The sequence below is a fragment of the Flavobacterium circumlabens genome (genome assembly GCF_004345565.1).
GTDB classification, from domain to species: Bacteria; Bacteroidota; Bacteroidia; order Flavobacteriales; family Flavobacteriaceae; genus Flavobacterium; species Flavobacterium circumlabens.
Genome location: NZ_SLWA01000003.1, coordinates 106,523 through 130,846 on the forward strand (window position 1 = coordinate 106,523; position 24,324 = coordinate 130,846).

Consider the following 24,324-nt stretch of genomic DNA (forward strand, 5'->3'; position numbering starts at 1 on the left):
TAAAGATGAAAAGAGGAATATTCATAATCGCGATTTTATTTTCAGTTCAGCTGTTTTCCCAGGCCATTTATGAAGATGAACGCTATGTACCCGAAACTGATCCGTTAGTTTTGAAAAATTTAGAAGAATGGCAAGGTAAAAAATTCGGTTTGCTGATGCACTGGGGAACCTACAGCGAATGGGGAATCGTAGAATCATGGTCCATCTGCCCGGAAGATTATGGCTGGTGTGAACGTAAAAAAGGAAGCAATCCGGGTAACTATAATGCCTATGTAAAAGAATACGAAGGTTTGAAAAAAACATTCAATCCGGTAAAATTTGATCCTGCAAAATGGGCCAAAGCGGCTAAATATGCCGGAATGAAATACATGGTTTTTACCACGAAACACCATGACGGTTTCAATATGTTTGACACCAAATACTCCGATTATAAAGTAACAGATCCAGGCTGTGCGTTCAGTACAAATCCAAAGGCGAATATTGCCAAAGAAGTTTTTAATGCTTTCAGAAGCGAAAATTTATCGGTTGGTGCTTATTTCTCTAAACCGGACTGGCATAACGAGAATTACTGGGATCCCTACTTTCCGCCATTCGACAGAAACGTAAACTATGATCCGGCCTTGTATCCGGAAAAATGGCAGAAATATGTTGACTTTACACACAACCAGATTCTGGAATTATTATCCGATTACGGTAAAGTTGATATTTTATGGCTAGATGGAGGATGGGTTAGAAAAAGAGACCAGCAAAACTTAAAAGAAAACTACGAAGAGAAGTTTGCCGAAAACGAATCCAAAAATGGTTTCATCAAGCACCGAGTGGTAGATCAGGATCCAAAAATGGATGAACTGGTGGTAAAAGCACGTCAAAAACAACCGGGGTTAATCGTAGTGGACAGAGCTGTTCACGGAAAAAACCAAAACTACTTAACGCCTGAGAACCGTGTTCCGGACAAAACGCTTCCTTATCCGTGGGAATCCTGTATTACGTCCGGCGGTGGATGGTCGTATAGTCCGGGTGCGAAATACATGACCGGAAGAGAAGGAATTCACATGCTGATTGATGTTGTAGCAAAAGGCGGAAACTTATTGCTGAATGTTGCTCCAAGTCCCGAAGGTGAATGGGAGCAGGGTGCTTACGATTTACTGCAAGCCTACGGAGACTGGATGAAAGTAAACAGTACGGCTATTTATGACACCAAACCAATCGAGCCTTTCAAGGAAAATAACATTTGTATGACGCAGAATAAAGCCGGAAACGTATTCCTGTTTTATCTGGCTAAAGCAGAAGAAAACACAATTCCTGCCGAAGTGGTTGTAAAAGCAATCAATCCTAAAAAAGGAACCAAAATTACCATGTTGGGTTCTAAAACATCCTTAAAATGGACCAAAGAAGCTCAGGGATTTAAAGTTGTAATTCCGGAAAGCTTAAGAAATAATTTACCGGCAAAAGAAGCCTGGACGTTAAAAGTGGAAGCCATTAACAGATAGCAATTAGAATATGGTTTTAATTAAAAGGATCACAATACAAGCAGCCTGTTTTTGGGGCATGCTGTTTTTTAACATCACTGTTTTTGCACAACAGCCGGCAGATTTTGTAAATCCGTTTATTGGAACTTCAAATTACGGAGCGGCTTTTCCGGGACCAATCGCGCCAAGAGGAATGGCAAGTATTAGTCCGTTTAACGTAGCCGGATCTCAGAATAAACTGGAAAAAGACAGTCAGTGGCTGTCTAATCCATATGTACATGAAAATACATTCCTGACCGGATTCAGTCAGGTAAACTTAAGTGGAGTAGGTTGCCCTGAATTAGGCATTTTATTGTTAATGCCAACAACTGGAGCCGTAGAAATCAATCATCTCACATACGGCTCCAACTACTCAAATGAAGTGGCAAAAGCGGCTTACTACAGTGTAAATATTGACAAATACAAGGTGAAAGCAGAATTTACAGCATCAAAAAGAGTGGGTGTGAGTAAATTTACTTTCCCGAAAGGAAAATCGAATGTGCTTTTAAATCTTGGTTTGGGTTTAACCAACGAAGAAGGAGCAATGGTAAAAGTGGTGTCTTCGTCTGAAATTGAAGGCATGCGTTCGGTAGGCTCCTTTTGTTACAACAGTCCTGAAGCAGCTTATCCGGTTTATTTTGTGGCGAGATTTTCTAAACCCGCAGACCAGTTTGGCGTTTGGAAAAAACCATCAAAATATGAAGGTACAGAAGCAAAATGGATGACCTATAACGGGAAAGCCAGAATGATGGAAAATACCACCAAAATGGTAGTAGGAGACAGCATCGGAACGTATTTTTCATATCAGTTTGACAAAGAAGAAACCGTTGAAGTCAAAATTGGCGTTTCGTATGTAAGCATCGAAAATGCGCGTGAAAACCTGGAAAAAGAAACCGGAAACAAATCATTTGCGGATATTTACAAAGAAACATACAACGAATGGAATACGGAACTTTCGAAAATTAAGGTCGAAGGCGGGTCAAAAGAAGAGAAGACTATTTTTTACACGGCCTTGTATCACACCTTGATTCATCCGAACACCTTAAATGATTATAACGGAGAATATCCGGAGATCAAAAGAGGGAAGATTGGTAAAACCAAAAATACCCGTTATACCGTATTTTCTTTATGGGATACCTACAGGAATTTGCATCAGCTCATGTCTTTGGCATATCCGCAACAACAGTCGGATATGGTTAAAAGTATGTTGCAGATGTATGATGAAAACGGCTGGTTGCCGAAATGGGAATTAAATTCGACAGAAACCTTTACCATGGTCGGAGATCCGGCGAGTATTGTTATTGCGGACACTTATTTAAAAGGAATTCGGGATTTTGATGTTCAGAAAGCTTACAGTGCCATGTTGAAAGGCGCAGATCAGATTGAAAATAATCCATTACGTCCCGGACTTAAAGAGTATATCGAAAAAGGCTATCTGACCACAAAGGATCGCGGCCCGGTTTCGACCACACAGGAATACAACGCGTCCGATTATTCAATTTCTCTTTTAGCGAAAGCATTAGGCAAAAAAGAAGACGAACAGCGTTTTAAAAACCGTTCATTATCGTACCGAAAATTATTCGATAAAAATTTAAAATTACTTCGCCCGCGAACCGCAGACGGAAAATGGTACGAACCATTTGATCCTGTTGCCGGAGCTAATTTTGAAGAAAATGTTGGTTTTATAGAAGGGAATGCGTGGCAATATGCTTTTATGGTACCGCATGATATCAAGGGATTGATACAATTAATGGGTGGTGAGAAAGCTTTTAGCAGTCAGTTGCAAAAAGTATTTGACAGCAAACAATTTGATATGGCCAACGAACCCGACATTGCTTATCCGTATTTGTTTAATTATATCAAAGGAGACGAATGGAAAAGTCAGGAAATGGTCAGAAAACTGGTGGCAGCCTATTTTCAGAATCAACCCAAAGGCCTGCCGGGAAATGACGATACCGGAACCATGTCTGCCTGGCTGGTGTATTCCATGATGGGAATTTATCCGATAGCACCGGGTGATCCGGTTTATACGATTACCACGCCCATGTTTGATAAAATAACGATTCAATTGGATTCAAAATATTATAAAAATAAAAGTATTGTAATTGAAAGGGAAAAGAATACCGATGGCAAAATCAGTAAAATTGAACTAAACGGAAAAAGGCTTCCTGGTTTTTTTATCTCTCATGATGATTTTGTGAATGGAAAAACACTAAAAGTGATACAAAACTAAACAACACTACTATGTTAAGATTAAGAATGACAAAAACAGCCATTATTTTCGTAATGGCTTTTAGTTTTTACAGCGAAAGTTATGCACAGAAAAAATTACCGTATCAGGATGCAAAAACGCCTGTTGAAGACCGCGTAAAAGATCTATTAGGCAGAATGAGCCTGGAGGAAAAAGTGCGCCAGATGGACATGTACAAAGGCGAATATTTTAAGGAAAAAGAAGATTTTTCCAAATCAAAATCAGATCTCAAAATTGGAAATTTAGGAATTGGCGCTATCCATGATATTTATCCGCGTTCGGCAAAAATGATCAATGACCTGCAGACTGAGGTGATTAAAAAGAACAAATGGGGAATTCCGGCACTTATTATGTGCGAGATGCTGCATGGTTATTTAGATGACGGAAGTACTGCTTTCCCAATGAATATTGGTCTTGGGGCAACCTGGGATACGAATCTTATAGGCAAAGTAGGACAGGTTATTGCTACGGAAGCCAGAGCCCACGGGGTACATTTTGGTTTAGGTCCAAATTTAGATTTAGGACGCGAACCGCGCTGGGGAAGAGTGGCCGAAACCTTTGGTGAAGATGCCTATCTAAACAGCGAAATTGGTCTGGCTTTTATAAAAGGAATGCAGGGCGACGACTTAAAATCGGATCGATCCATAATTGCAGAACCGAAACACTTTGCCGTACACGGGATTCCACAGGCGGGAGGAAATTCTTCGCCTATTTTAGTGGGAGAACGTTCGGCTCGTGAAGATCATCTTCCGTCATTTCAAAAAGCATTTACCAAAGGCGGTGCTTTAGGAACCATGTGTGCCTATTCGGAATTAGACGGAATTCCCTGTGCGGCAAACCACTGGTTATTGACAGATGTGCTTCGAAAAGAATGGGGTTTCAAGGGAATTGTAGTTTCCGATTTAGGGGCGATCAAATACCTTCAGACGACGCATAATGTGACCGATTCTCCAAAAGAAAGTATCAGGGTAGCCATTCAGGCTGGTGTGGATATGCAATTCTACGATTTTACCAATGAATTCTGGCAAAAAACAGTTATTGAGTTAGTTAATGAAAAAAAACTATCCATGGACGATATCGACCGTGCTGCGGGAGGTGTTTTACGTCTGAAATTTTTATTGGGACTATTTGAAAATCCATACACGGCCACCAACTTAATTAAAGATCGTTTTCACACCAAAGAAAATCAGGCTGTTGCTTTAGAGGCAGGACTTAAATCGATGGTTTTATTGAAAAATGAAAACAATACACTTCCTTTAAATAAAGACATAAAAACAGTTGCCGTTATAGGGCCAAATGCCAACGCTTCAAGATTAGGCGGATATGCCGTAAAAAACAAAATCGGAACTACGGTTTTAGAAGGAGTTAAACAGGTCGTGGGTGCCAAAACAAAGGTACTTTATGAAGAAGGCGTACCGCTGATCGTAATGGGACAGGTCATTCCGAAAGCGTATTTGCTGACGCCGGATGAATCGCAAAACGGATTAAAAGGAGAATATTTCAATAATAGAAATTTAGAAGGAAGCCCGGCTTTAACCCGTATCGACAGTCAGTTGGAGTTTGACTGGCCTTGGTCTCCGGGAGACGGCGTTGCCGATGATGATTTTTCGATTCGCTGGACCGGCTTCATAAAATCAGAAAAAGCATTTGATGGCTGGCTGGGGCTAAGTTCTGATGACGGAATCAGAATGTGGATCGACGATCAGTTAGTGATTGACAACTGGACCAAAGGAGCCACGAATATGGTAACGACTCCCAAAAATATCGAAGCCGGTAAAAAATACAAAGTCCGCATAGAAATGTGGGAAGGAGGCTGGGGTGCCAGAGCTCACCTGCGTTGGAATTTAGAAAGAGTGAATTTACAACCTGCCATAGACGCTGCTAAAAAAGCAGATGTTGCTATTGTGGTTTTAGGAGAATCAAATGAATTGGTAGAAGAAAACAGAGATGTAGCTTCTTTGGATTTACACGGAATGCAGCAGGAACTGATAGAAGCGATTCAAAAAACAGGAACTCCGGTCGTTTGTGTATTACTAAACGGTCGTCCGCTTTCTGTAAACTGGATCAGCGAAAATATTCCCGCCATTGTAGAAGGCTGGTTTCCCGGTGAGGCAGGAGGAAAAGCCGTAGCCGATGTTTTGTTTGGAAATTACAATCCCGGCGGAAGACTGCCGATTACATTTCCTAAGTCTGTCGGACAGCTTCCTATCTATTATAACCAAAAACCATCAGCCATTCACAGATACGTGAGCGAAAGCGAAAATCCGCTTTACACTTTCGGATATGGGTTAAGTTATACCACTTTCGAATATTCAAATCTTACCTTAAGCAATACCAATATTAAAAGTAACGGTGAACTTAAAGTAAAAGTAGATGTTAAAAATACCGGAAATTATGATGGAGATGAAGTCGTACAATTATATATTGATGATGTATACAGCAGTGTCACTACGCCAAAGAAAACATTAAAAGGTTTCAAAAGAATATTCCTTAAAAAAGGAGAAACAAAACAGGTAGAATTTGTTTTAACTGCCGACGAACTAAGTCTTTGGAATAAAGAAATGAAGAATGTGGTTGAACCTGGTGATTTTGAAGTTATGGTAGGCGGAAATTCGACAGATTTACAAAAACAAAGCTTCAAAGTCATCGATTAATACTGTAGTTGAAAAAATAAGATATTCAGGTTTTTAAGCTTTTTATAATGAATACGTTTAATAATTTGATAAATCGTTTGGATTAATAACATGTTATGGTTGAAAAAGTAAGGATTTTAACTATGAAAAAATGAGGTTTTTTATAAATGTGTAACGTACACCTTTTCAAAATTGTCATTTGTCGAAATAATGATTTAGTTAACAAATCCTATCATTAAATTTAACATGTTATTAACTCAAAAAACAACTATATGATTAAAGATGTACTAAAATTACTGTTTGTAATTTGCTTGTTTGGATTTCAAAATCTTCAGGCACAAACAACAGTAAAAGGGACTATCACCGATGCTTCCAGCGGAATTCCAATCCCGGGAGCGAATGTTGTGGTAAAAGGAACAAAAGCTAGTGTGTCAACAGATTTTGATGGGAAGTATAGTATCAATGTTCCAAATCAATCAGCAGTATTAGTATTTTCTTATGTAGGCTCAGCTACAAAAGAAATTCCGGTTGGAACACAAACGACCCTCAATGTTACGTTAGGCGCAGACACGAACCAGTTAGGCGAAGTAGTAGTAACGGCTCTTGGTATTAAAAGAGAGAAAAAATCGATTACCTATTCTGCGCAAAATATTGCGGTAGATGAGCTTTCAGAAGCAAGATCACTAAACGTTGCCAACTCACTTTCCGGTAAGGTTGCAGGTCTTAACTTCTCTACCACTTCAAACGGAGTAGGAAGTTCATCAAGAATTACACTTAGAGGAAACAGATCGCTTAACGGTAACAACCAGCCGTTGTATGTAGTAGATGGTGTACCAATCAGTAACGGAACTACAACCGGAAACCCTGATATTGATACAGGAGGAACAACGCAGCCTGATGGTATTTCAAACATTAACCCGGAAGATATTGCTTCTATGACCGTTCTTAAAGGACCATCTGCGGCAGCTCTTTACGGAAACAGAGCAAGTAATGGTGTTATCATTATTACGACTAAATCTGGTAAAGCCGGTAAAACTGCAGTTTCATTGTCTTCTAATTTTATGGCTTCTTCTGCTTATAATCTTACTAATTTCCAAAATGAATACGGTCAGGGAGACGGAGGCGTTTATAATCCGATCTCTGTATCAAGCTGGGGAGGAAAGTTAGACGGAAGTCAGGTTTCGGCATGGCAGTTGGCCCGTAATCCTAATTATGCAGGGCCTGCGACTACAAGTTATACACCGCAGCCCAATAACGTTATTGATTTTTATAAAACAGGATATAACCTGGCCAATACATTATCTATTACAACCGGAAACGAAAAAGCACAAGGATATTTCTCTTATACAAATACTCGTGCAGAAGGTATTGTTGGCGGTAATGCTTTAGACAGACATAACCTTAACTTAAGATTGACCAGTAAATTATCGGATAAACTTTCTTTAGATGTCAAAACAAACTACATCGTTCAGAATATTAATAATTTATTAAGAACAGGTGAGGAGTCTATTGGTACCTCTGCTTATTTATTGCCTCGTAGTATTAAGTTTAATGAATACAAGGATTTTGAATATACGGACGGTGCAGGACAATTGCAGCAAAATTATTTTATAGACGAGGCAGGTTCTCCTGGTGGAAATCCATATTGGTCAGCATTACGCGATGATTCCCGTAAAGATAAAAGAAACAGATTTATAGGTCTTGCTTCTCTTAAGTATGATATTACCAATACGATCAGTTTACAGGTAAGAACTGGTTTAGATCAAATGACGAATAAAGCAGTCAGAAACAGATACGCAACCAGAGCATTCAATAATAACTTAGGTTCTTATAGTGAGTCATATGAGACTGTAAGTGAGTTTAATACAGATGCATTACTTTCGTATAAAGAAACATTTGGTGATTTTACAATTGGTCTTAATGCCGGTGCCAACATGCTGAAACAATCCAGTTCTTCCTTAAATTCAGGCGGGGTTTTAAGTAAAAGAAACTATTTTTCTTTAATCAATGTAGCCACGGTTCAGTCTCTTTCTGCCATGTCAGAGAAACAAGTTAATTCCGTTTACGGGTTTTCTCAAATCGGATTCAGAAATTACCTGTTCTTAGATTTAACAGCAAGAAATGACTGGTCTTCTGCATTACCGTCACAAAACAGATCTTTCTTTTATCCTTCGGTAGGTCTTTCTGCTGTAATATCAGATATGGTAACTTTGCCGGAAGTGATCAGCTTTACTAAAATAAGAGGTTCTTACGCAAAAGTGGGTAATGATACAGATCCTTATCAGACAAGTTCACAATTGTCTTATATTGGTGGTAACGGTGGTATGTTGTATTCTCAGACTACAGCTGCAAATCCTAACCTAAGACCTGAAATGTCAAGTTCTACAGAGTTTGGTGCAGATGTAAGATTTTTTAAAAACCGTTTGGGCTTAGATTTTACGTATTTCCAAACCAAAACATCAGATCAGATTTTCTACATCAATACACCTGAATCTTCTTCAAAATCAAGAGCAGTGTTAAACGGTGGTGATATCGAAAACAAAGGGGTCGAGCTTACGCTTACCGCAACACCAATCCAGACCGAAAATTTCTCCTGGGATATTATGGCGAATTACGCGTCTTATAAATCAAAAATTACTTCTATCTACGATAACAGGGAAGAATTGGTTATTGGAGAAGGAAGGTTAGTGAGAAGTAAAGTAATCAAAGGAGGAGAATACGGAGATTTATACATTAAAGGTTTTCAAAGAGCACCTGACGGTCAGGTTATTGTAAACGCTGCAGGTATTCCGTTGGCAACAGATGATTTTAGTGTTCGTGCCGGTAATTTCAACCCGGACTGGACCGCTGGTTTTAAAAATAATTTCAAATACAAGGATTTTTCATTAAGTTTCCTTGTTGATTTCAGAATTGGCGGAGAAGTGATCTCCTATTCACAGGCAAGAGAAGCCGGTTTAGGAGTAAGTGATGTAACTTTAGCCGGAAGAGAAGGCGGTATTGTGGTAGCCGGTGTGGTTTCTAACGGAAACGGAACCTACTCTCCAAACACGACAAGTATTACAGCTGAACAATACTGGACAGCCATTGGACAAAGAACACCGGTAGCAGAACCTTTTATTTATGATGCGACAAACATCCGATTAAGAGAACTTGTTTTTGGTTATTCATTGCCAAAACGCATGTTACTGAATAGTGGTTTTGCCAATATAGATTTCTCTATAGTAGGAAGAAATTTATTCTTCTTCCTGAACGGAGCAAAATACTTTGATCCGGAAGCAGGAGCAGGTACAGGAAACCTGCAAGGTATCGAGTCTTTCAATATTCCTTCAACGAGAGAATATGGTGTGAATGTAAAGTTTGGATTTTAATTTAAAAAAGAGATAACATGAAAAATAATTATAAAATTAAAACAATAGGAGTGGTCCTGTCGATGCTCGCTGTTTTTTCAAGCTGTACACAGGATTTTGACGAGATCAATACCAATAAAAATACTTTAACGGAGGATCAGTTAGATCCGACTCTTGCAGGTCCGGCATTTGCCTCTGCCCTGTATGCAGGAATTCACAATGGTTCTTACTCTTCTCCGGGAGTAGATGATCAGGGAACCTGGGGTATTGCAACAGGTATTTTGCCCTCTACTTTTACACAATATTTAAGTTGTGGATACGGTACCGAAAGAAATGCATTTGTAAATGGTTATGAAGGACGCGGATGGTTACGATTCTACACTGTTGCTGTACCGGCATTAAACAATGCGATCAAAGCATCTGCAGGAAATGCTGACGCTCTTGCAGTACTAAAAATCTGGAAAGTATTCATGTACAATCAAATGACAGATGCTTATGGTCCGATTCCTTACACAGAAGCAGGGAATAACAAGGAAAAAGTACCTTATGATAGTGTAGAATTTATTTATGCAGACTTTTTTAAACTGTTAGACGAAGCAAATGCTACACTTAGTGCTACTTCGGCAACAACAGTGGGTACACTTCAGCCTAACGACAGGGTATATTCAGGAAATGTACAGAACTGGAAAAGATTTGGAAACAGTCTTAGATTGCGTTTGGCCTTAAGAATTTCAGATATTGATCCTGCAAAAGCAAAAACTCAGGCAGAAGCTGCAGTAGCGGCAGGTGTTATCGAAACGAATGAGCAAAGCGCCACTTTTAAAGTGAGTAATATTACGCCAAACAACATGAACATGATTGTAAATGCATGGGGATATTATATGACTGCCTCTATGGAAAGTCTTCTGGTAGGATATGGTGATCCAAGACTGGCAAAATGGTTCGCACCAATTGATACAGGTGTGTATCAGGGAAGACCAGTCGGAGGTTTACAAGGGCAGTTTGGAACTACTAAATTCTCTATGTTCAACAATGATGTATTAGGAAGTGGTGCTAACGGAACACTTAGTGAAACTAAAAATATTGAAATCTTTATGGCTTCTGAAAACTTTTTAAGCAGAGCAGAAGGAGTCTTAAACGGATGGAACATGAGTGGTACTGCACAAAGCCTGTACGAGCAGGGTATTGCATTATCATTGAGACAATGGGGTATAACAGATGCTGCTGCAATTAACAGCTATATCTCAGGAACTTCTAAACCGAGCGTACCGAATGTTGCAACGGCTTATCCAACTTTAGGATTACAGACCGTTCCTGTTACACTTCCTGTGGCATGGGATGCTTCTGTCGCCAACCAGCGTACCCAAATTGCAGTGCAGAAATATTTGGCAATATTCCCTGAATCCTGGGAAGCATGGGCCGATTTACGCAGAAGTGATGCTAAAGTGATTTACCCGATACTGAATACAGATAATGTGGAAACGGGAGTAGGTAAAAGCCTGATGAAACGTGTCATCTTTGTAACCAATGAATATTCATCAAACAGAGATGCCGTTACAGATGCAATTTCAAAACTTAAAGGTCCTGATTCCGGAGGAACCAAACTTTGGTGGGATACAAAATAAGTAGTTTAAGTAAAGTTTAGTTTAAGGGAATCGTTACTTAACAAGGCAAAAAGGAGAGGTAACTCTCCTTTTGCTATTTATAAATGTTACAATGAGAGAATGAGATAATGAGATAATGAGATAATGAGAGAATGGGACAATGGGACAGTGGGAGATGTGAGTGAAAACTTGAAACTTGGAATTTGAAACTTGGAATTTGGAGTTTCGAAATTTGGAATTTGAAAATGAAAATATAATTGAAAAATGATTTTAAAATTAAAACATATAGTAATTTTATGGGTTGTGCTTTGTATCTCCTGTACTTCTTTACCGAAGAAAAAGATGCAGGCTGTAAATATTACGCAAAGTTATATTGCCGACGAACCTGTTACCAATAACAGCCATGCGGCAACTCTTGTCGAGATTAAGCCCAATCAGATTATGGCGGCGTGGTTTGGTGGCAAATACGAAGGCGCAAAAGACGTAGGTATTTACTTTTCGGTTTATAAAGACAAAAAATGGTCAGTGCCCCAAAATCTTGTTCAACCTGCCATCATAAAGGGCGATACATTACCATGCTGGAATCCGGTATTATTTAAAAGCAAAAGCGAAAACCTGTATTTGTTTTATAAAGTCGGAAAAAATCCGAGAGAATGGTTTGGCGCTATGATCACGTCAAAAGATAATGGAGCTACCTGGAGCGCACCGAAATATCTGCCGGAAGGAATTTTGGGACCAATAAAAAATAAACCCGTTGAGGTTGTTCCCGGCATTATTTTATGTGGCAGCAGTACGGAAAGTACCGAAAACAATCAATGGAGAGTGCATGTAGAAACCTATACAGAAGCAACCGACATCTGGGAGAAAATAGGGGTAGCAGACCAAAAGCAATTTGATGTAATTCAACCCACGTTTTTAGTGCACGCCAATAACACGATTCAGATGTTATCCAGAAGCAAACACAATAAAATAATTACAAGCTGGTCGAAAGACAATGGCAGAAACTGGGCAGAAACCGATAGTCTGAATGTTGTAAATTCGAATTCCGGAATTGACGCTTTAACGTTATCCAAAAAATCTTTTTTACTGGTCAATAATCCATTGCCACAGGGAAAAGACTGGTTCAACGGACGCAATATTCTGGATGTGGAGTATTCTGCAAACGGAATTTCATGGAAAAAGCTTTTTGATCTCGAAAACCAAAAAGAAGGAGAATTCAGTTATCCGGCCATTATACGGACTTCAGATGGAAAAATTCATGTTTTGTATACCTACAACAGAAAATACATTAAACATGTCACATTTGACATAATTTGAAAAAAAAGAGGAAGCTAAAAACTTCCTCTTTTTTTAATGCATATATTTTACAAAATTGATAATATATTTGGTAGTCAGTTCCGGATATTGATGCTGAGGTCCGTGACCCGTTTCAGAATAGACAATCAGTTGTGCATTGACCATATGATTGATGACAGGATACCAGTTTTCAACCGCAAAACTAATGTCATGATCTCCCGAAATAACCAGCACCGGCGTTTTGGTTTTTTTAAGCTGTTCCCTGAAGTTTAGAATATCTTCGCGGAAACCATCTCCACCCGCAAAATAAACCTGAAAAACATCCATAGTCGAAGGAATTTTTTTGACATCTAGTTTTTTATGAATCCGTTCATGGGACGCTTTTGCAGCAGCACGGCTTCTTTCTGATTTCGGCTCGAAAAACAAAACCACTTCATCCTCAAAATCATTGATGGGTTTTAGCGCGGCATCCCAGAAAAGCCTGCTCAAACGGCACTTCATTTTTGCCCGGAGGATTTGTTCCCAGTAAAATAGCATGAGTGACCAGATTCGGATATAATAAGGTAGCAGCCTGAGCCACCAATCCGCCGTAAGACCATCCTAAAACGATAAAAGTGCCCAGTTTCAGACAGTCGGCCAGATCTTTAATGTCTTTGGCTACAATTGCAATGTCAGGTGCCATAGTTCCGCCGGAAGAACCAATACCGGAGTAATCAAAAGTAATTACATTGAATCTTTTAGCCATCATGGTGATAAATAAGGGATCCCAGGTATCAAGAGTTCCTCTGAAACGGTTTACAAAAATGATCGTTTTTCCCTTGCCATAAGAGCGATAAGCAATCTTTCGATCGCCCGTATCGGCAAAAAGGGTTTCTGTTTCATAAAATTTTTTCATAATTATATTGTAAAGATTGGAAAAATAGGAAGTGGATTTTTAAACATGATTTTCGGCAAAAAAACTAAAATCAGTACAGCTCAGTTTTTCCGGTTTGTTTACCGATAATCAAATCAGGCAAAGATCAGACCAGATAGAAGAACGTGTGAAATGGGGCTATTTCAGCTTTTACTACTTTTTGAATAATGATATTTCGCTATTCTTTATTGATATTTCATGTATTGTGAATAAAAATCAAAATTGTTTAAATATAGTAAAATATTTAGCAGATAAATGTTAAGTAATTGTAATTCAGTGTTTTGATTTTGTTAAGTTGCTGCTTTACCCGGATTTCGGTTGTAGTGGATACTTTATCCGAAAAATTGTACTTTTGTTTGTGAATCCTTCAGTAAGATAAAAATGTGTACTACTGATCAGGACTTGTTTTTTACCGTAATCTTTTTTTTAAAAGAAATTTAAATACCTTTGAGATATGAGCACAGCAACAAGACCAAATCATATAGGCCGAAAAATCAGCCGTATTCGTGAACTTCGTGATATGAAGCAGGAAGCACTGGCACAAGCTTTAGGCACCAACCAGCAAGCCGTTTCAATTATTGAAAGCAGCGAAACAATTGATGAAGACAAACTGATAGAAGTTGCTAAAGCACTTGGTGTAACAGCAGAAGCCATTAAAAATTTCTCCGAAGAAGCCGTTTTAAATATTATTGGAAATACGTATCATGACAGCAATGTTGTTAATGGAAATGCATATAGCTGTAATTTCAATCCACTTGATAAAATGGTTGAGCTTTATGAGCGTTTGGTTCAGGCTGAAAAAGAAAAAATAGAATATTTAGAAAAGATATTAAAAGATAAGTAACTTATAAAAACAGCTAAAACAAAAAGAGACTTAAAAAAAGTCTCTTTTTGTTTTAATTAACAAGAGGTTCTAAAATAGATATTTGGTGTCACGTGCCCTAAAGTTTCACGTCTGTAACTCCGTTCAACCTCTTTCGAATACCAATTACGGCCTCTGCACTGTATAATTATACGTTCTGTCAGGCATGATTGGGGTTCTAAACCCTACCAATTAGGTTCAGAACCTATAATTTTAAACCAGAGACGCCATTAATGACGTTTAAGACGTTATGAATGGGGTTCCGGACGTCAAATTACAGTAAGCTGACGCCAATTGAGCATGTCAGAACGTGATCAGTTCATGATAGAACCTCAAAGAAATCAAAAGCTTTTTTAGTAAGCAGCAATTAATTTCTTATTTGATCTCTGTTATGAACTCATTTTGTGGCGTTCTTACTTTTTTCATGTTCACCAGCCAGTCGTTTGCTTCATCTCTGTAGCCAAGCGTAAGGATGATGGCACTTTTAAGACCAAGTTCGTTCAAACCTAATAATTTATCTACTTCAGCAGGAACAAATCCTTCCATAGGCGTTGCGTCTACTTTTTGTTCAGCTGCTGCTGCAATTGCAAGACCAAACGAAATGTAAGCCTGTTTTGCTGCATGAATAGCATGGCATTCCTGACCAAGAGGTTCGTACATTCCCCAAAGCATTTTTTTATAATCGTCCATTGCTTCTGCAGGTAATCCTCTTTCTGCTATTGTTCTGTCGAATACAGCTGAAATTTTTTCTAAAGAATACCCATCCCAGGATGCAAAAACCAATACATGTGATGCATCCGTAATCTGACTCTGGTCAAAACCGACTGCTCTTATTTTTTCCTGCAATTCTTTGTTAGAAATTACAAAAATCTGATAAGGCTGTAAACCGGATGAAGAAGGAGCTAATCGTGCTGCTTCAAGAATATAATCCAGTTTCTCCTGCGGAACAACTTGTCCGTTCATTTTTTTGGTGGCATAACGCCATTCAAGTGCTTCTATTAAGGCCATATTTTTTTGTATTAAATTTAAATTCTTGTCAAAAGTAAAGACTTTAAGTTTATTTTTGTCATCTGCTTACCAAAAGTAACTGTGACATCGAGGTAACTAACTAACATACTATGATAAAAGAACCTGAACACGACCAGCAAAAATGCAACAAAAACATAATGGCAGTGCACGATGCCATGGATATCCTAAACGGAAGATGGAAGATTTCGATTATTGCTTCCTTGTGTTTTAATCGGCTAAGATTTACCGACCTTTTAAGGGAAGTAGAAGGTATTTCAGGTAAAATGCTGAGCAGGGAGCTGAAAAATCTGGAGGAAAATCAATTGGTAACGCGAACCGTTTTAAATACACAGCCTATAACGGTCGAATACGAATTGACGGAATACGGTCATACCTTAAAAGAAGTTATAGAATCATTGGCAAAATGGGGACACAACCATAGAAAAAAAATAACCGGCAAAGTATAATATGTTACCTTTTCAGGTCCGAAACTCGCTGAAAAAAGCCTTGTTTCGCTAATTTTAGTTCGGCTTCTTCGATGGCTTTCAGCAGATTGTTTTGGTTATCGGCGATTTCGTTTAAGGCATCGTTCATGACGCTCCAGACAGGCTGCATTTTTAGGATCAGTTCTTTGCCTTTTGGAGTCAGCACAATTAATCTTTTCCGCTCATCCAGTTTATCTTTTTTCGAGCTGACGATTTTCTGCTTTTCCAATTCTTTAAGCAAACTTATGGTCGAAGGATGGCTGTAACCAATTTCAACGGCGATTTCGACCACGCTCAACATTTCTTTTACGTGTAAAGTATAAATTACCGGAAACCATTTGGGTTCAAAATCAATATCGAAAGATTTATAAATCAACGCGCCATCTTTGCGCAATTGCTCACTAAGTCTTTGTAAACGGGTTGATAGGGCAAGAATACCTATTTCATCTATTATATTCATTTTGCCGGATTTAATTGTAACTGACAGAATACATTATCAGGTCTCATGAGAGGAAAATCATGTGGAAGTGCCTCCTTTTCGATGGTGATAAAATGATTCCTTTCGTAAAAACGCAACGCGGCCTGTAAGATCGAAACAGTTCCCAAATATAAGTTGCTGAGTCCCTTTTCTTTGCTGTATTGTATCAATTTTTCTAAAAGCTGCTGCGCTATATTATATTCTTTTCCCCTGTATTCCTTTTGCACGAACATCTTTCTGATCGCTCCGGCTTCTGCATTAAATTTTACCAAAGCGATAGTTCCAACCAGTTTTCCATCAATAAAAGCACCGAGAAAAAAACCTCCTGACTGGTAATAAAAATCTTTAATGTTTAACAAATCCGGCTGATCTTCTAATGTGATAGGAACATTGAATTCTTTCTGCTGAATGTTTAAAATCAAATCAACGATTTGGTTTTGGTATTCATTTTGTATTGGCTCGATGTGCATTTTTACAGGATATTAAGTATAGGTACAAAACTACGTAGTTGAATACATATATCCAAATAAAAAAACTGAAAAGTGTATAAAAAAGACTTTTCAGTTGATGGGTTATAATTATTATCAGAGATGAAAAATTTCATTCTTCATCTCTGATTAATTATTCTGATTATTTTGCAATTCTGTAGATTTTAGCATTTGCGCCATCTGTAACAGCATACAAAGCGCCGTCTTTTCCTTCTAAGACATCTCTAAAACGGCTGTTGGCAGAAGTAAGTAATCTTTCTTCGGCAACTACAACATTGTCTTTAAGTACAAGTCGTACGACATGCTGACCACTTAATGCAGCAGCAAATAAATTATTTTTCCACTCCGGAATTAAATTTCCTGAGTAAAAAGTAATTCCGCTTGGCGAAACTACAGGATCCCAATAATAAACCGGTTGTTCCATACCGCTTTTGGTTGTAATACCATCTCCGATTTTTGCACCGCTATATTCAAGACCGTATGTAATGGTTGGCCAGCCGTAATTTTTTCCAATTGTAATTCTATTGATTTCATCACCTCCAAGTGGGCCATGTTCTGCTTCCCAAAGTTCTCCGGTTACAGGATGTACGGCAAGACCTTGGGGATTTCTGTGTCCGTACGAATAAATTTCAGGCAAAACTCCCGTTTGTCCGATAAAAGGATTTCCCGCAGCAGGTTCACCATTTTTGGTAATACGTACAATTTTACCAAGAGCAGCATCTAATTTCTGGGCCAGCGGTCTTGATGCAATATCAGAACGTTCACCGGTACTCACAAAAAGATTTCCCTGTTTGTCCCAGGCAAGGCGTGAACCGTAATGCAGCGTGCTGTTAAATTCGGGAATTGCTTTATAGATTACAACGGCATTTTCGATTTTTGTCTCGTCTGCTGAAAGTTTTCCTTTTGCTACGGCTGTTGCAGTACCTGCAGTTCCGTTAAATGAAAAACTCCAGTACACCATTCGGTTCGTAGCAAAGTCAGGATCAATGGCAACATCTAATAAACCGCCTTGTCCGCTGCTGTTTACTGCCGGAATTCCGGTGATTGTTGCACCAACAGTTCCGGCCTGAGTAACAATTCTCATTGTACCCGCTTTTTGAGTTACTATAATTCTTCCGTCAGGCAAATTGTCCATTCCCCACGGATTGGCCAGGCCTTCGGCAAAAACTTTACTTGTATAAGCAGTTTCGGTTTTTATGCCTGCAATTCTGGTTTGCCCTTTAAATGCCGGAACATAAGTTGAGTTTGCAGGTTTAGTTTCTACCGGAGGAAGTGTTCCTACGGGTACATCATCATCGTCATCATCACCATTGTTATCATCATTATTGTTATCATCATTATTATTACAGGATAACTGTGTAAAGGCTAAGAATAAAACAGAAAGATAAACAAGAACATTCTGCTTTTTTAGAAATGGGTTTTTCATAATGTAAATTTTTTAATGTTAAAATTAACTCAATATAAATATAACCCTCTTTAAGATAATTTTATTGTTTTACGAATTACATAATTCCCATGTTTAGAGCAGGAAGTGTGTTAAAATTAAAAATATAGCGCTGTTTATGAGTTGATTAGACTTTTTGGTGTTTTCTAATTTTATAAGAACTAAAATAATTCTAACTGATTGCCAGGATTTATCGGCTTAACTTTAGGAGGTTTGGCGTCCCCAAAAATGGTTCTTCCGCCATATTGATGTGACTCATCTCTTTCTTTTTGAAGGAGAGCATCAAAATTATTGTTTGGGGTAAAACCTTCTTCGGCCTTTCGGGAAATTTCAGATAATTTTCGAATCGCATCAACTTTATCACTGTTGCCAATTTTGGCACGTTGGATGGCTTTTTCTAAAGTACAGATTGTTTCGTCATAAATTTTTAACGGAACAGGAAAGGGATGTCCGTCTTTTCCGCCGTGCGCAAAAGAAAAACGCGCGGGATCCTCAAAACGGGTTGGCGTTCCGTAAATAATCTCGCTTACCAGTGCTAATGATTGTAAGGCTCTTGGCCCCATTCCTTTTAAAAGTAAAAGTTCCTCAAAATCTTCCGGTTTATTTTCGTGAGTAGCCCATAACATGGCGCCGAGACGTTTCATGTTGACGTCTTCTATTCTGACATCATGGTGTGACGGCATCGAAAGATATTGCATTTCCTTCATGATTTTGGTCGGGGATTCTTTCGATAATTCTAAAATACCGGCTCTGGATTTCTCCGCGGTTCCGGCCGTAAGATTAAGGATCGAGCCCTGATTTTCTCCATATATGAAAGTATGGGGTTCATTTATAAAGGATTTTAAATCCCTGGAATGCCAATGATATCTTCTGGCAGTTTTAGAATTCGGATTCATTCCCTGCTGGATCACCGCCCATTGTCCTTTGTTGTCCACAATAAAATTGTGCTGGTACAATTGAAAACCATCCTGAATGGCCGTGTTGTCTACTTTGGCCGTTAGTCTGCTGCAATTGGCCAGCTCATTACCGTCAAGTCCTGTTCTTTCGCCAACAAACAAAAGTTCCTGAGGCGTAAGCATAGAATGTTTTCCTTTTCCGCCGCAGATATAAATTCCGAGTTCTTTGGAATGTGGATTGACCGATTTTTTTAAAGCTCCCAAAACAGAAGTTGTAATTCCCGAAGAATGCCAGTCCATTCCCATAACAGCACCAAAACTCTGAAACCAAAACGGATTACTGAGCTTACTGATTACTTCAGAGGTTGAAAATTCCATAGCAATCGTCTCAACAATCGCAAAGCCAAGTTTTGACATTCGGTCAGCCAGCCATAAAGGAACATGACCGTAATGTAAAGGAAGATCTGCCGTACCGGAACGTTTCATTGGAGAGATTTGGATAACTGTAAAATTACGAAAAAATAGCAGCAGAAGATGTTAAATGCTAATCCGGTTTTATAAAGAAAATGATGTGACTGGAAGGTTTTGTTAAATGGAAATTAAAGGTGCGAAATCTGTTTATGGCAGGAAAATTTCCCTATCGATTCCATCGGGCTGGAGAATATCCTAGTGAAATCCCTCCCCAATAGTGAAAATCTTTACCTCCCTGATATTCACTGCTTCTTCCGTATAAGGCATATTTTAAATAAAACCGATCTTTGATCAGTACATTTATTCCGGCACTAACGTCAAATACAACGCGTGAGATATCACTGTGGGGAATTTTATAAACGCTGTGATCGCTGAACAGTAATCCTTCTAAAGTGGTGTTATAGGCAACGGCTCTTATTTCGGGCGTGATAAAAACATTCATTCGGATCGCAGGAAAAATGGTATTTGCTTTTTTTAGAAAAGTACCGGGAACACTCGGAGAATAGTCCTGCATGATGCCGCTATTTAAATTGAGGAGATTTATTTTTACTCCGCCTTTTAAATTGGCAGTGTAGTTTCCCAATTCTGCTCCGGCACGCAAACGCAGTTGCAGCCAGCTGCATTTTGCATCAGCATTAAATCCCGAAAAAACAGGATACTCTATTCGGGCATTATAATTAAAAATAAAAGATCCTTTATATCCAATTTGATTGTCCCAGCCCATTGGGACATCCCGTGTGGAACCAAACCAATGATGTTTATGAATGTAAGACTGCGCATTGCCGGGCAGGGAAGTGCCTACGGCGCCAATTACAATTTCACTTTGCAGTACAGCTCCCGTTACCAGATTAAAGGAAGTATTTCCGAAATTAAGAAACATGAGGGAGGCATAGGGCCTGTCATCGGTAATAGGTTCTGAAGCGGCTAAATTTTGGGGTGTGTACGCTGTTCCTCCAATCCCAATCCGCTGAATAGTGAGGGATTCTTCCGGCTTTTTGTATTTAAAAAAGGGAAACCCTTTAACGAGTTCAGGAAACTGCACTTCTATTTTGGCACTTCCGGTATAATTTTCATCCTTATTATTAATGGCTAAAAAATCATTTTCAGTAGTAAAGAGCACCTGAAAACCTTTTCCCTGTGCCTTTAAATCAGACAGAAAAAGCAGCATTGTTATCAATACTAAAGGGCGAAGTAAGGAAGTACTGTTCATAGTATCAGGCTTTAATATCTTAAATAGTGTATCTGTTTCCGTTGGATATTTTTTTTTCTTTATAATGAAATAAAAAGAAAATAAGTACAGTTTTTTAAAATCAGCTTAAAGTTAAAAGTTAAAAACCTGTAAACAATAGATTTACAGGTTTTTTTTTGAAGTCTATATTTGAAATAGCAAATTTGGTAGCTGTTTTTATTTTAAGAAAGTACTGATGCTAATTGGAATAAAGCTTTTAACATTAATTATTTTCGGTGGATTGTATGGCAGTTTTGTATTCTTCATCTGTTACAGGCTGAAGCCAGGTTACCTGCAAATCGTCTTTGTAATTTGTAATTGCGATATGTGTCATATTGGTGTTTTCCGAAGCTCCATGCCAATGCTCTACATTTTCAGGAATATTAATTACATCACCTTTTTTAATGATTTGGGCAGCGTTATTTTTTTCCTGATAATAACCGTGACCTTCAGTTACAATTAATACCTGACCTTTTGGGTGTGTATGCCAGTTGGTTCTTGCTTTGGCATCAAAACTAACGCTGCCTGCCGAAAATTCGTTGTTTTTGTCTCTTGCGATCAAAGGGTTTAAAAAAGCTTCTCCGCTAAACCAGTCATTGGGTAGTTTGTTGCCTTTTGGAAAAAGGGCATCATTATTTTCTGTTGTCATTTTTTCTGAATTTTTAGTTGTACAAGCCCATATCATAATCATTAATATGGTGCTCAGGTATAAAGTTAAGGATTTGAATTTCAATTTACTTCAGGTTTTTCGTAAAAAAAGAAACTAAAGTATCGAAGGGAATAACAGCTGTTTTATCGTATAAATCTACGTGATTTGCATTGGGAATAATAAGGAGTTCTTTTGGCTCCGCTGCTGATTTATAGATATCTTCAGAAAAATAACGGGAATGGGCTTTTTCTCCCGCTATTAATAAAATAGGACGAGGTGCTATTTCTTTAATGTAAGCCAGTAAGGGCATATTCATAAAAGAAAAGGCGCTTGTAGCTGTCCATGAACCGTTTGAATTCGGTGAGTTTTTGTGAAATCCGCGTGGTGTTCGATAATATTCAAAAAATTCTAAAGTTACCGGATCTTCATTTCCTGTTAGTTTTTCCGGTAAAATACGGGAACCGGCTTCAGGTGTCCCGTTTTTCGCATCTATCCAACGCTGCTGACTCATTTTTTCCAGCAGTTCTGTGCGGTGTTCTACAGTCATATTATCATTTATACCTTTTGCCATTACCCGTGACATGTCATACATGCTGGTTGTAGCAACAGCTTTGATGCGTTTGTCCACTGCAGCAGCATTTAGTCCCATTCCGCCAAATCCACAAATACCAATAATTCCGATACGGTTTTTGTCAATTGCATTTTGCAATCCCAAAAAATCTATTGCAGCACTAAAATCTTCTGAATTAATGTCCGGTGAAGCCACATTGCGGGGTTCACCGCCACTTTCACCTGTATAAGACGGATCAAAAGCAAGGGTTACAAAACCACGTTCTGCCATTGTTTGTGCATATAATCCTGAAGATTGTTCTTTTACCGCGCCAAACGGACCGCTGATGGCAATCGCGGCTAAGGGTTGGTTTTTACTATTCTTAGGAACGTATAAATCTGCCGAAAGAGAAATTCCGTAACGATTTTTAAACGTTACTTTTTGGCGTGTTACTTTATCACTTAATTCAAAGGTATAATGATCTGTTTGTTCTGTATTATTCATTTTTTCCGTTTTTACAGATTTTGTATGCTGCCCCGTAATTGTTTCGGAGATTCCTATAATTGAAAGGATAGTCATTGTTATCATTCGCATTTGTTTTGTCATTTTTTCTGTTTTAATGATTTAAAAGGCATCAATCGATCGGATTATTTTTGCAGGAATACCACCAACAATTGTATTTTCAGGTACATTTTTAGAAACAACTGCGCCGGCTGCGACTATTGCATTTTCTCCGACAGTAACTCCCGGTAAAATAGTCGCCCCGACACCGATCCAGGCTCCTTTCCTAATGTGGATCGGATTTGAAATAGTGGCTCTTCTGGCAGCCGGAGACACCGGATGATTGGTGGTAATAAGATTTACTTTTGGTCCTATAAGCACATCATCTTCTATCGTAATGCCGCCTCTGTCCATAAAAGTGCAGGCATGATTGATAAAAACATTTTTTCCGATACTTATATTTTCTCCAAAGTCGGAGTGGAAAGGAGGGATGAGAAAAAATGTGGGGTCTACTTTTTTTCCAATGAGCTCGCTGAAAACGGTATTAATTTCCTGCAAATCATCAGTTACGAGCGTGTTCAGTTTTGCTGTAACGCGTAGGGCTTTTTTGATTACCTCAAAAAGTCTTGGGTAGTCCGGATCATCCAGCCGGATGGTTTGACCAGATCTGTCCCGGCTAAAAATATTTTCGGTATTATCTTCCATAATTTCCTGTATTTACGAAGCGTAGTAAATCGCTTCAGTTATCAGAGGCAAAATTATGTAAGGAAGTAAGTAAAGAGTTAATACTATTCAAACCAATGCTTAAGAATTTCAAACCTTTTGTATTCTGAAACTCGTGGGATTGGTACTGGTTATTTTTTTGAAGAAGTTATTGAAGTAAGAGGGATATTCAAATCCAAGGGCATAGGCAATGTCTGCTATATTCCAATCGGTATGCTGCAAGAGTGCTTTTGCTTCGCTGGCTATGCGTTCGCTTATATGTGTGGTTGTAGATTTACCTGTAATTTTCTTTACGGCACGGTTTAAATAATTAGCATGAACATTTAGATTATTAGCGTAATCCTGTGCTGTTTTAAGCTGAAGCTGACGGTCTGTACTCTCAACAGGGAATTGTCTCTCTAAAAGTTCCAGAAAAACTGTTGTCAGTCGTAAAGCAGCATTGTCTTTCTGATTAGAGATTTCTGAAGGTTGAAGTTTTAAGGCCTCGTGAATGATCAGGTTAATATAATTGCGAATGAGGTCGTCCTTGTAAGGATAATCAGTTTGCTGTTCCTCAATCATTTTCAGAAAAATGGTATTCAGAAAACCACGTTGTTTTTCGGATATATTTAATACCGGAGTTCCTCCGATCCTGAAAAGAGGAGACTGTTGTAAACTGTCAGAACGGTCAGATGGTTTTAAAAAATCCTCCGAAAAAAGACAAGTGTAGCCTACGTAACTCGTTGAGAGTGTTTCCCATGAATAAGGGATATTTGGATTACCGAAAAATAAAACAGTACCATCGGTTTTATAACTTCTGTCTGCGTAGTGTATAATGCTTTTACCGGTTGTCAGGCAGATTTTATAAAAATCTTTTCTGCTGTAAACCCTTGTGGCGGTAGTATCGTCTTCTATTTGAAATACATTAAAACCTTTTAGTTTGAGTCCGCTATTAAATTCGGAAACTGCCCTTTCATTTTTGTTTTCCATTCTGCAAAGTTAAGAAAAAC

Annotated in this window: 20 protein-coding genes; 8 read left to right on the forward strand and 12 right to left on the reverse strand. The window is 38.5% G+C overall.

Features of this window, described 5'->3' with window-relative positions; all coding sequences use genetic code 11:
- Positions 1-5 precede the first annotated feature (5 nt).
- The 6 genes from EV142_RS08795 (at position 6) to EV142_RS08820 (ending at position 12,660) form a co-directional block, all read left to right on the forward strand.
- The gene (locus tag EV142_RS08795) at positions 6-1,490 is read left to right on the forward strand and encodes an alpha-L-fucosidase (protein WP_132034604.1); all 1,485 of its coding nucleotides are present in this window, start codon (positions 6-8) and stop codon (positions 1,488-1,490) included.
- 10 nt (positions 1,491-1,500) lie between these two features.
- Entirely contained in the window at positions 1,501-3,741 is a 2,241-nt protein-coding gene (locus EV142_RS08800) for a GH92 family glycosyl hydrolase (protein ID WP_132034606.1), read from the forward strand.
- A gap of 11 nt (positions 3,742-3,752) precedes the next feature.
- Complete coding sequence (locus EV142_RS08805) at positions 3,753-6,413, forward strand: glycoside hydrolase family 3 N-terminal domain-containing protein (protein ID WP_132034608.1); 2,661 nt, start codon at positions 3,753-3,755, stop codon at positions 6,411-6,413.
- A gap of 251 nt (positions 6,414-6,664) precedes the next feature.
- Positions 6,665-9,760, forward strand: a complete 3,096-nt coding sequence (locus EV142_RS08810; protein WP_132034610.1) for a SusC/RagA family TonB-linked outer membrane protein — start codon at positions 6,665-6,667, stop codon at positions 9,758-9,760.
- A 17-nt stretch (positions 9,761-9,777) separates the two neighbouring features.
- Positions 9,778-11,364 (forward strand): SusD/RagB family nutrient-binding outer membrane lipoprotein, encoded by a 1,587-nt coding sequence (locus EV142_RS08815; protein WP_132034612.1) that lies wholly within the window; start codon positions 9,778-9,780, stop codon positions 11,362-11,364.
- Between the two features lie 243 nt (positions 11,365-11,607).
- Positions 11,608-12,660, forward strand: coding sequence for a sialidase family protein (locus tag EV142_RS08820; RefSeq protein ID WP_132034614.1), 1,053 nt, complete (start codon positions 11,608-11,610; stop codon positions 12,658-12,660).
- Between the two features lie 33 nt (positions 12,661-12,693).
- Here EV142_RS08820 and EV142_RS24360 read toward each other — a convergent pair whose 3' ends face one another.
- Both EV142_RS24360 and EV142_RS24365 read right to left on the reverse strand, forming a co-directional pair.
- Positions 12,694-13,128: an alpha/beta fold hydrolase gene (locus EV142_RS24360; protein WP_238698680.1), complete on the reverse strand. Its 435-nt coding sequence runs from the start codon at positions 13,126-13,128 to the stop codon at positions 12,694-12,696.
- A complete protein-coding gene (locus EV142_RS24365) occupies positions 13,085-13,534 on the reverse strand; it encodes an alpha/beta fold hydrolase (protein ID WP_238698681.1) in 450 nt (149 codons plus the stop codon). Before EV142_RS24365 ends, EV142_RS24360 begins: the two co-directional genes overlap by 44 nt.
- A 472-nt stretch (positions 13,535-14,006) precedes the next feature.
- Here EV142_RS24365 and EV142_RS08830 point away from each other — a divergent pair, with 472 nt between their 5' ends.
- A complete protein-coding gene (locus EV142_RS08830) occupies positions 14,007-14,396 on the forward strand; it encodes a helix-turn-helix domain-containing protein (protein WP_132034616.1) in 390 nt (129 codons plus the stop codon).
- Between the two features lie 393 nt (positions 14,397-14,789).
- Here EV142_RS08830 and EV142_RS08835 read toward each other — a convergent pair whose 3' ends face one another.
- A complete protein-coding gene (locus tag EV142_RS08835; RefSeq protein WP_132034618.1) occupies positions 14,790-15,422 on the reverse strand; it encodes a nitroreductase family protein in 633 nt (210 codons plus the stop codon).
- A 110-nt stretch (positions 15,423-15,532) separates the two neighbouring features.
- On the opposite strand from EV142_RS08835, the gene EV142_RS08840 reads away from it, so the two are divergent.
- Complete coding sequence (locus EV142_RS08840; RefSeq protein ID WP_202978494.1) at positions 15,533-15,889, forward strand: winged helix-turn-helix transcriptional regulator; 357 nt, start codon at positions 15,533-15,535, stop codon at positions 15,887-15,889.
- Positions 15,890-15,893: 4 nt separating this feature from the next.
- Here the strand turns inward: EV142_RS08840 and EV142_RS08845 are convergent, their stop codons facing one another.
- The 9 genes from EV142_RS08845 to EV142_RS08885 all read right to left on the reverse strand — a co-directional run bounded on the left by EV142_RS08845 (position 15,894) and on the right by EV142_RS08885 (position 24,304).
- Positions 15,894-16,367: a MarR family winged helix-turn-helix transcriptional regulator gene (locus EV142_RS08845; RefSeq protein ID WP_132034620.1), complete on the reverse strand. Its 474-nt coding sequence runs from the start codon at positions 16,365-16,367 to the stop codon at positions 15,894-15,896.
- Positions 16,364-16,855: a GNAT family N-acetyltransferase gene (locus EV142_RS08850; protein ID WP_132034622.1), complete on the reverse strand. Its 492-nt coding sequence runs from the start codon at positions 16,853-16,855 to the stop codon at positions 16,364-16,366. The genes EV142_RS08845 and EV142_RS08850 overlap by 4 nt, the downstream gene beginning before the upstream one ends.
- 160 nt (positions 16,856-17,015) lie before the next feature.
- A complete protein-coding gene (locus EV142_RS08855; protein ID WP_132034624.1) occupies positions 17,016-18,299 on the reverse strand; it encodes a PQQ-dependent sugar dehydrogenase in 1,284 nt (427 codons plus the stop codon).
- Between the two features lie 179 nt (positions 18,300-18,478).
- Positions 18,479-19,699 (reverse strand): DUF763 domain-containing protein, encoded by a 1,221-nt coding sequence (locus EV142_RS08860; protein ID WP_132034626.1) that lies wholly within the window; start codon positions 19,697-19,699, stop codon positions 18,479-18,481.
- Positions 19,700-19,850: 151 nt separating this feature from the next.
- The gene (locus tag EV142_RS08865) at positions 19,851-20,894 is read right to left on the reverse strand and encodes a lipid A deacylase LpxR family protein (RefSeq protein ID WP_132034628.1); all 1,044 of its coding nucleotides are present in this window, start codon (positions 20,892-20,894) and stop codon (positions 19,851-19,853) included.
- A 241-nt stretch (positions 20,895-21,135) separates the two neighbouring features.
- Complete coding sequence (locus EV142_RS08870; protein ID WP_132034630.1) at positions 21,136-21,561, reverse strand: (R)-mandelonitrile lyase; 426 nt, start codon at positions 21,559-21,561, stop codon at positions 21,136-21,138.
- Positions 21,562-21,646: 85 nt separating this feature from the next.
- The gene (locus EV142_RS08875) at positions 21,647-22,717 is read right to left on the reverse strand and encodes an alpha/beta hydrolase (RefSeq protein ID WP_371311636.1); all 1,071 of its coding nucleotides are present in this window, start codon (positions 22,715-22,717) and stop codon (positions 21,647-21,649) included.
- An 18-nt stretch (positions 22,718-22,735) separates the two neighbouring features.
- Positions 22,736-23,317, reverse strand: a complete 582-nt coding sequence (locus EV142_RS08880; RefSeq protein WP_132034632.1) for a sugar O-acetyltransferase — start codon at positions 23,315-23,317, stop codon at positions 22,736-22,738.
- A 108-nt stretch (positions 23,318-23,425) separates the two neighbouring features.
- Entirely contained in the window at positions 23,426-24,304 is an 879-nt protein-coding gene (locus EV142_RS08885; RefSeq protein WP_132034634.1) for a helix-turn-helix domain-containing protein, read from the reverse strand.
- Positions 24,305-24,324 lie beyond the last annotated feature (20 nt).